General features: G+C 68.4%; 5 protein-coding genes. 3 read left to right on the forward strand and 2 right to left on the reverse strand.

Annotated features, from left to right (window positions below; genetic code table 11):
- Positions 1–23 precede the first annotated feature (23 nt).
- Positions 24–1,544: an ABC transporter substrate-binding protein gene (locus ACCC94_RS24745; protein WP_413352267.1), complete on the reverse strand. Its 1,521-nt coding sequence runs from the start codon at positions 1,542–1,544 to the stop codon at positions 24–26.
- 476 nt (positions 1,545–2,020) lie between these two features.
- Between ACCC94_RS24745 and ACCC94_RS24750 the strand changes: the two genes are divergently transcribed.
- Entirely contained in the window at positions 2,021–3,406 is a 1,386-nt protein-coding gene (locus tag ACCC94_RS24750; RefSeq protein WP_413352263.1) for a tetratricopeptide repeat protein, read from the forward strand.
- A gap of 603 nt (positions 3,407–4,009) precedes the next feature.
- On the opposite strand, the gene ACCC94_RS24755 is transcribed toward ACCC94_RS24750, so the two are convergent.
- A complete protein-coding gene (locus ACCC94_RS24755) occupies positions 4,010–5,005 on the reverse strand; it encodes a P1 family peptidase (RefSeq protein WP_413352264.1) in 996 nt (331 codons plus the stop codon).
- A 411-nt stretch (positions 5,006–5,416) separates the two neighbouring features.
- Between ACCC94_RS24755 and ACCC94_RS24760 the strand changes: the two genes are divergently transcribed.
- Both ACCC94_RS24760 and ACCC94_RS24765 read left to right on the forward strand, forming a co-directional pair.
- The gene (locus tag ACCC94_RS24760) at positions 5,417–7,864 is read left to right on the forward strand and encodes a TonB-dependent receptor plug domain-containing protein (protein WP_413352265.1); all 2,448 of its coding nucleotides are present in this window, start codon (positions 5,417–5,419) and stop codon (positions 7,862–7,864) included.
- Between the two features lie 55 nt (positions 7,865–7,919).
- A complete protein-coding gene (locus tag ACCC94_RS24765; RefSeq protein ID WP_413352266.1) occupies positions 7,920–9,254 on the forward strand; it encodes an LLM class flavin-dependent oxidoreductase in 1,335 nt (444 codons plus the stop codon).
- Positions 9,255–9,263 lie beyond the last annotated feature (9 nt).

The following is a 9,263-nucleotide window of genomic DNA, read 5'->3' on the forward strand; positions in this document are numbered from 1 at the left end:
CGCGCCGGCGTACAGCAGCACATTCATTGCTTGGCTGGCTCCAGGTAGACCTCGGCGTAGCTGTCGTTGAGGCTGGTGGCGCTGCGGATCAGGTTGTGCACGCGCTGCTGGTAGAGCGTCGGGAAGCGCATCTCGAAGATCGGCGCAATCGGCAGGTCATCGTTGAGCTTGCGCTCCAGCTCGCCATACACGGCTTGGCGCTGTGGGCCTTCGGGCGTGTTGGCAACGCGCTGCCAGAGCGCGTCGGCCCCCGCGTCGCTGTAGCCGGTGATGTTGGCGAAGGGCGAGGTCTTGAGGATGTAGTCGGTGCGGTACAGGTAGGCGGTGGTCAGGTAGGGGTCGCCGATCTGGAAGATGAAGTTGTAGGTCAGGTCGAAATCCCAGTCGCTGGCGCGCTGGTACCAGGTGGCGGCGTCGGAGGTCGCCACCTGCACCTTGATGCCCAGCGGCTGCAGCGCCTGCTTGGTGTACTCCGCCAGGCGCTCCCAGGCGCCGCCCTTCTCGCCGTTGAGCAGACGCACACGCAGCTTGCTGACGTCCACGCCGGATTCGGCTATCAGCGCCTTGGCTTTGGCCGGGTCATAGCCGTACTGCGGCAGCTTCGGGTCGTGGAAGGCGCCGAGGAAGGGGCCGGCGGCCACGCGCCCGGTGCCGAAGAAGATGTTGTCGACGATGAACTGGCGGTTCAGCGAATAGAGGATCGCCTGGCGCACCTTGGGATTGTCCAGGCCCGGCTTGCGGGTGTTGATCTGCAGGAAGGCCAGCCCCGGATACAGCTCGTAGCCCTTCTCCGAAGCCTCGACGCCCGGCAGCTGCGACAGGCGCTTGAGGTCGGCGTAATCGGCGTCACCGCTGCGCAGCACCTGCACCTCGCCACGCTCGAAGGCCGCAGCGCGGGCGGCGGCGTCGGGAATCACGTGATAGACGATGCCGTCCAGGTACGGCAGGCCCTTGTGCCAGTAATCCGGATTGCGCGCCAGGCGGATGTAGGCGCCGCGTTTCCACTCCTGGAAGACGAACGGCCCGGTGCCCACCGGCTTGAGGTTGTAGGGGTTGCTGCGGTAGTCGGTGCCGGCATACAGGTGCTTGGGCACGATGGGCCGCAGGCCGCTGCCCAGCGCGGAGAGCAGCGGCGAAAAAGGCTTCTTCAGATGGAATACCACCTGCTCGGCGCCCTTGGCCTGCACGCTTTGCACGTATTCGCCGAAGATGCTCGCCATGCGCTTGTCCACTTCCGGATAGAAGTCCTGGAAGCTGAACACCACGTCATCGGCGCTGAAGGGCTGGCCGTCGTGCCATTTCACGCCGGGCTGCAGGTCGAAGGTGTAGGTCAGGCCGTCCGGCGACACCGTCCAGCTGCGCGCCAGCACCGGCTGCGGCTTGAGCTCGTTGTCGAAAGTGATCAGCCCTTCGAGGATCTTGCCGCCGACGTACTGGGTGGCGACGTGACTGACCACCGCGTGGGAGAGCGACGGCGGCTCGGGTTGCGCCACCAGGTCGAGCTGGCCGCCGCGGGTAGGTTCCGCCACGGCGGAGCCCGCCATGGCCAGCCCGGCCGCCAGCAGGCCGGCGAGCAGCCGGGCATGGCGAGGGCGACGAGGCGCAAGGCGGAAAGTGGGACTGGACATGGAGGCTCCTGGAGGATCAGCGCCGCGAATCGGCTTGGCCCAGGGGCTTGAGCAAGCGCTGTGCCATGGCCCTGCAGCCCCGCTGCTGCGGGGTTCGCGGTGCTGGGGGGCAAGGCCGCTGGTGCAAATCACACAGCGAGGGCGGCGCATTGCCTGAAAAGCAGCACTCCCCCGGTTGCGAGTGTTCATTCGCAGCGGAAGCGCGCGACGCCGGTCCTCCATGACGGAGCTGAAGGAGCGCAGGACAGCGGTTCGCGAGCAAGCTCGCTCCTACGCAGAGCGGGCACTGCGGCGCATTGCGGCGAACGGGCGCAGGCGTCGGGCAAGCCCAGCCTGCGCGACTGGCACAGGCTTTGCGACTAGGCTGCATCTTCTACGTGGAGCGGCGGCACATGACCCAGGACTATCTCGGCAACCCCATCGACAGCGAACACGCGGACACCCGCCGGGCCATCGATGACTTCACCGGCGGCGTGCTGGCCTACCAGACCCGCGCGGAAAACATCCTCGCTGGCGCGGATGCCGACCCTGCCTCGGTGCTGGCCAACGCCTTCGCCGGGCTGCTGATGATGTTCGCCGAATCGCCACAGGCGCCCAGCCTCGCCGCGCGTTACCTGCAGCGGGCCTGGGCGGCGGGCCCCGGCATTCCCCGCGCCGAGCGCTATACCGCGCTGCTCGCGGCCTGGAGCGCGGACGACCTGCCCGAGGCGCTGCGCCTGAGCGAACGTCTACTCGACGAGCACCCTCGCGACCTGCTGGCGGCCAAGCTAAATCAGTACTTCGAATTCAACCGCGGCAACTCGCCGGCCATGCTGCGCATCGCCCTGAAAGCCGTGAAAGGCGCTGAGGATGTGCCCCAGGCCTACGGCATGCTGGCCTTCGCCTACGAGCAGTGCCATCTGCTGGAGGAAGCCGAAGCGGCGGCGCGCTACGCCCTGCAACTGCTGCCGAGCGAGCCCTGGGCGCAACACGCCCTCGCCCACGTCCTGCTGACCGGTGGCCGCATCGAGGAAGGCACGCAGTTTCTCGAGGAAGCCAGTGCCGGCTGGGAGGGGCTCAATTCGTTCATGTACACCCACAACTGGTGGCACCTGGCGCTGTTCCACCTGGCGCGCGGCAACGAGCGGCGCGTGCTGGAAATCTACGACCAGCACGTCTGGGGCATCTTCCCCGAGTATTCCCAGGACCAGATCGGCGCGGTCTCGCTGCTGGCCCGCCTGGAGTTCGCCGGTATCGACGTCGGCCCGCGCTGGGAAGCACTGCTGCCCTACCTGCGCGAACGCCGGGCGGACGTCGTGCAGCCGTTCCTCAGCCTGCAATACCTCTACGGCCTGGCCCGCGCCGGGCAGGAAGAAGCCGGCGAGTTGCTCGAGGCGCTGCGCCAGCGGGCACGCCAGGCGCCGGACTACAGCCGTGCGGCCTGGGCCGAAGTCACCTTGCCCGCCGCCGAAGGCTTGTACGCCCATGCCCGCGGTGAGTACGCGCTGGCAGCGCGGCGGCTCGGGCAGGCATTGCCGCGCCTCGGCGAGATTGGCGGCAGCCACGCCCAGCGCGACCTCTTCGCACTGATCGAACTGGATGCGCAACTGCGCGCCGGCCAATGGCTGGCCGCACAGCAGGCGCTGGAGCTGCGGCGCCGCTACGACGCTTTCGACGTACCCGGCAACCGTCATCTGCAACGGGTCTACAACGCCCTCGGCCTGCCGCAGGAAGCGGCCCGCGCGGCCCGCCGGATAGAGCGCGCGCTGGCTGGCAATCCTTATCTGCCCGATCGCTGAATCAGCGCCGGACTCACCCAGTAGGAGCGAGCTCGCTCGCGAACCGCCCAGCAGCGGATTCCCCTGCCGGACCTGTCCGTTCCTATCGGCTGACTCCGGTATCTAGTCGTAGGAGCGGACCTTGTCCGCGAAGTCTCACCCTTCGCGCAAGCATCCACGGACGAACACCCCGGACGGAACAGGCGCCATTGCCGAGGTGCCACCCGAAACGTAACTGTTCCGCCGCGACGGATTTCGCGGACAAGGTCCGCGAAGTCTCATCCTTCACGCAAACCCCCAAGGACGAACACCCCGGACGGAACGGGCGCCATGCTGAGGTGCCTCCCCAAACATGACTGCTCCGCCGCAACGGATTTCGCGGACAAGGTCCGCTCCTGCCTGAAGTACCGAGCGGGAGCCAGCCCTCTCCCCCGCCCTCTCCCTGAAGGGAGAGGGAGCTTTCCGTGCCGGCTGAGGCCAAAGTTTCAGCCGGCACCGAACCAGTTCCATCTACCTTCGGAGCGGGGCGCGCAGCCAGGGTGAGGGGCTTTTGATCTTGTAGGAGCGAGCTTTCTCGCGAACCGCTTGGCACCGCGACTGGGCTGTTCGCGAGCAAGCGCGCTCCTACAGGGTGCGGGCCAGGTAAACACCCCGCGCAATCGCCCGCGCCACGCAGTCGGCGGCGGCCGAGCCGATGCGCGACAGCTCCACCTGGCGGCGCTGGCCGTCAACCAGCTCGACATCGCCCGAGGCCATGGCGAACAGGCTGTCGCCATCGAACGGCAGGTGCGCCGGGCGTACCGCGCGGGCGATGCCGTCCTGGGCCATGATCGCCAGGCGCTTGCACTCGGCCGTGGTTAGCCGCGCATTGCACGCCACCACTGCCAGGGTGGTGTTGGCGCCGGCCTGCAGGCGGCCCATGGAGTCCAGTCGCGACAGCTCCGGCATCGGCTCGCTGCAATCCATGCGCTGCGCCGGCACGCGCCCACCGAATTCGCCGCCCTGCTCCCAGGGCCAGGCCCAGAAGGTCTCGCCGTCGGGCATGTAGACGCTGCCGATGGGGTTGGCCACTACCAGCGCGCCGACCAGCAGGCCGTCGCCCAGGTCCAGCGAGGCCGAACCCAGCCCGCCCGGCAGGACACCCGCCATGGCGCCACGCCCGGCACCCACTGCACCCAGGGCGAATTCCACATCCAGGCTGGCCAGCGCCTCGCGGCCCAGCGCGCGGTATGGCGGGTCGACGCCCCAGCCCTTGTCGCCGCCATTGGCAAGGTCGTGCAGCACCGCCGCCGGCACTATGGGTATCGCCGGCGCACCGGCCTTCAGGTGCAGGCCGATATCGCGCGCTGACAGCTCCGCGCTCACGCCATCGGCCGCCCCCAAGCCGAACACCGAGCCGCCGGAAAACACCAGAGCATGCAGCTGCCCGACCATGTTCTCCGGCTCCAGCGCGGCGGATTCGCGCCCGCCGGGGCCGCCGCCGCGAATGTCGACGCTGGCCGTCCACACGCCGTTCGGGCGCAGCACCGTGACGCCGCTACGCACGCGTTCATCGGTGGCATGGCCGACCAACAGGCCGGGGATATCGGTGATCAGGTTGCGCGGGCCAGGTCTTGGCATGCATCTCTCCAGGCAATAAGCGAAAGCAGCGTCAGAGCAAGGGCTGTGCCAGCGCCCCGCCGGGCACCCTGACAGCCCGCACGCCCAGTGCTGCAAATGCAGCATCGCGTCATCGTGCATTCCCCTCTCGGCAGCGGCTGGGAGAAAAGCAACAGCCTGGATCGGCGCTGCTGCAAACCCAGCAGGGAATTTCCAGCGCCCCGCGCAAGCCCATGAAACACAAGGCCTTTCCAGGCTGGCACAGCGCTTGCCTTGTCACCGCCATGAGCTTGAGCCTGCCTTCCGACTGAACGCGACCAGTCCCTCCCAGCAACAAGCCGTTCGCCAACGCGGCCCCGATGCCGTCGACACGATAACCCGCAGCGGCCACCCAGACGGGAGCCAGCCGGGAGCAAACCTTGGAGCGTAACCATGACCGCAGTCACCCGTGCCCGGAGCGCATCGACCGCCCGCACGCTGTTCACCCACAGCCTCCTGTTCCTCGCCATCGGCCAGGCCCTGCCGGCGCTCGCCGCCGATGCCGACGCCGATAGCAGCAAGACCACCGCCGACAACCGCCTGAGCACCGTGGTGGTGGTCGGCAACCGCGGCCAGGCGCGCACCCTGGCCGATAGCCCGGCGCCGGTGGACGTCATCTCCAGCAAGCAGCTGGAAGCCACCGGCCAGGGCGACCTGACCCGCGCCCTGAGCCGCGTGCTGCCCTCGCTGAACCTGCCGGCGTCGTCCGGTTTCGGCTCCACCTCGGTGGTGCGCCCGATCAGCCTGCGCGGCCTCAACGGTGACCAGGTGCTGGTGCTGGTCAACGGCAAGCGCCGGCACAACAGCGCCCTGCTCAACAACGGCACCTACCTGAACTCCGGCTCGCAGCCGGTGGACCTGGACATGATCCCCACCGCCCTGGTGGACCACGTCGAAGTCCTGCGTGACGGGGCGTCCGCGCAGTACGGCTCCGACGCCATCGGCGGGGTGATCAACGTGGTGCTCAAGCAGACCGACCACGGCGGCCGGCTGGCCACCACCTACGGGCAGAACTACGAGAACGGCGACGGCGAGACCGCCCGCCAGAGCGGCAACATCGGCTTCGAACTGGGCAACGAGGGCTTCGTCAACTTCGCCCTGGACTACAAGCACCAGAACGTCTCCGACCGCTCCGACAACGCGCCTTATACCGACTCCGCCGGCAACACCAGCCAGAAGCACACCTACTACGGCACCGGCCTGCCGAAGGTGGAGAACTTCAGCCTGGGCTACAACGCCGAGCTGCCGGTGAACGACGCGCTGACTCTGTACTCCTTCTCCACCTACACCAACCGCGAGTCGTCCAAGCCGCTGGCATTCCACCAGCCGGCCAGCTTCAACGGCATCCCGACGCCCTACCCGGAGGGCATCGAAGACAACCTGCGGTTCATCGAGAACGACTTCCAGTTCGCCTTCGGCGGCAAGGGCGAAGCGGCCGGCTGGGACTACGACCTGTCCACCACCTACGGCCAGGACCACGCCCGCGCCACGCTGACCGACACCTACAACCTCAGCTACGGCGCGGACTCGCCGACCAACGTCGACACCGGCGTGAAGACCTTCAGCCAGTGGACCAGCAACCTCGACCTGACCCGCGCCTTCGACCTCGGCCTGGCCAAGCCGACGCAGATTTCCTGGGGCCTGGAGCACCGCTACGAGAACTACAAGATCGGCAAGGGCGAGTACGCCTCCTACGGCTATGGCGACTACCAGTACGGCACCAACGGCGCGCTGATCGCCCCCGGCACCATCTCCGGCGCCGGCACCACCCCGGCCGACGCCGCCTCCAAGGGCCGCACCAGTTACGCCGGCTACGGCGAGATCGGCCAGGACTTCACCGACAAATGGCACGTCGACCTCGCCGGGCGCTACGAGCACTACAACGACGGCTCGGGCGTGACCACCAACGGCAAGCTGTCCACCCGCTACCAGCTGACCCCGATCCTGGCCGTGCGCGGTACCGCCAGCACCGGCTTCCGCGCGCCCTCGCTGGCCCAGCAGATCTACAGCTCGACCTCGCAGAGCAGCGTCAACGGCAACCTGATCGACTACCGCAACGTCGCGGTGGATTCCGACGTGGCCAAGGCCCTGGGCGCTTCCACGCTCAAGCCGGAGAAATCCACCAACTACAGCGTCGGCCTGACCCTGCAGCCGACCCCGGCGAGCAGCCTGACCATCGACGCCTACCAGATCAAGATCCGCGACCGCATCGCCCAGACCGGCTACCTGGGCGGCACCGACTACATCCGCGGGATCCTCGTCGACGCCGGGCTCAACCCCAACCAGTCCGTCACCTACTTCACCAACGCCCTGGACACCACCACCCGCGGCGTCGACATCGTCGGCGACTTCCGCCAGGAACTGGGCGCCTACGGCAGCATCCGCTACAACGCCGGCTTCAACTGGAACACCACGCAGATCGACAAGATCCACGCCTCCCCGGTGGCCCAGGCCGCCCTCGGCCCGGACGGCGGCTACGACCGCCAGCGCCAGGGCAACCTCAAGGACGGCCAGCCGGAATCGCGCCTGCTGCTGGGCGCCGACTGGAGCATCGGCCAGTTCGACGTGAGCCTGAACCTGACCCGCTACGGCGAGTACACCCAGTACGGCACCGCCGAGGCCTACGACCGCACCTTCGACCCGCAGTGGATCACCGACCTCAACGTCGACTACCACCTGACCCGCAACCTGACCCTCACCGCCGGGGCGAACAACCTGTTCAACGTCTATCCGGACCGCACGCACCTGCCCAGCACCTCCGGCGCCTTCCCGTACGGCAACTTCTCGCCCTACGGCACCACCGGCGGCTACTGGTACACGGGCCTGGCCTACAACTTCTGACCCGGCGCAAGCCAGCGGGCGCCCACACGGCGCCCGCCCGAACGGGAGACAAGACATGACCCGCCGTACCGACCAGCTCAAGCTCGGCGCCTTCCTCGCCAACAGCGGCCACCACGTCGCCGCCTGGCGCCACCCCAAGGCGCAGGCCGACGCCAGCCTGGACTTCGATTACTTCAAGCAGGTCGCGCAGACCGCCGAGCGCGGCCGTTTCGATGCGCTGTTCGTCGCCGACGTGGTCGCCCTCTGGGGCCATCACCTCGACGCCCTGAGCCGCACCGCGCGCGGCGAGCACTTCGAGCCGCTGACCCTGATGGCCGCGCTGGCCGCGGTCACCAGCCGCATCGGCCTGATCGCCACCGCCACCACCAGCTACAACGAGCCGTACCACATCGCCCGCAAGTTCGCCTCGCTCGACTACCTGTCCAAGGGCCGCGCCGCGTGGAACCTGGTGACCTCGGTGGTCTCCGACGAGGCCTGGAACTTCGGCCGCGAGGCGCATATCGACCACGCCGAACGCTACCGTCGCGCGGAGGAGTTCCACGACGTGGTCAAGGGCCTGTGGGACAGCTGGGAAGACGACGCCTTCCTGCGCGACAAGGCCAGCGGGCAGTACTTCGACCCGGCCAAGCTGCACGTGCTCGACCACAAGGGCGAGTACTTCTCGGTGCGCGGCCCGCTCAACGTGGCGCGCCCGCCCCAGGGCCACCCGGTACTGGTACAGGCCGGCGCCTCGGATGCCGGCAAGGCCCTGGCCGCGCGCGTGGCGGAAGTCATCTTCGCCATGGCCGAGACCATTCCTGCCGCCCAGGCCTTCTACACCGACGTCAAGCAGCGCGCCGCCGCGCTGGGCCGCGATCCGGACGGGATCAAGATCCTTCCCGGCATCACGCCCTTCATCGGCCGCACCCGCGAAGAGGCGCGCGAGCTGTTCGAGGAATTCCAGAGCCTGGTGGACCCGGTGCTCGGCCTGCGCCTGCTGGCCGATACCCTCGGCGAGGATATCGACCTGTCCGCCCACGACCTCGACGGCCCATTGCCGGAAACCCCGGTCGGCCAGCGCGGCAGCCGCCGCGACAAGGTCCTGGAACTGGCGCGCAGCGAGGGCCTGAGCATCCGCCAGTTGTACCTGCGCCTGGCCGGCGGCAACCCGGTGATCGGCACCGCCGAGGACATCGCCGACACCTTCGACGCCTGGTTCCAGGCCCGCGCCTGCGACGGCTTCAACGTGTTCTTCCCATACCTGCCGGGCGGCGTCGAGGTGTTCGTCGACGAGGTGGTGCCGCTGCTGCAGGAACGCGGCCTGCTGCGCCGCGAGTACGAGGGCGCGACGCTGCGCGAGAACCTCGGCCTGGCGCGCCCGGCCAACCGCTTCGCCGGGAGCGCGGCATGAAGCTCGCAC

The organism is Pseudomonas sp. Pseusp97, from assembly GCF_047304025.1.
GTDB lineage: Bacteria > Pseudomonadota > Gammaproteobacteria > Pseudomonadales > Pseudomonadaceae > Pseudomonas.

Bases quoted from the DNA above. Each gene is read 5' to 3' on its own strand.
- ACCC94_RS24745 (WP_413352267.1), bottom strand. From the start codon at position 1,544: ATGGCGGGCTCCGCCGTGGCGGAACCTACCCGCGGCGGCCAGCTCGAC.
- ACCC94_RS24750 (WP_413352263.1), top strand. From the start codon at position 2,021: ATGACCCAGGACTATCTCGGCAACCCCATCGACAGCGAACACGCGGAC.
- ACCC94_RS24755 (WP_413352264.1), bottom strand. From the start codon at position 5,005: ATGCCAAGACCTGGCCCGCGCAACCTGATCACCGATATCCCCGGCCTG.
- ACCC94_RS24760 (WP_413352265.1), top strand. From the start codon at position 5,417: ATGACCGCAGTCACCCGTGCCCGGAGCGCATCGACCGCCCGCACGCTG.
- ACCC94_RS24765 (WP_413352266.1), top strand. From the start codon at position 7,920: ATGACCCGCCGTACCGACCAGCTCAAGCTCGGCGCCTTCCTCGCCAAC.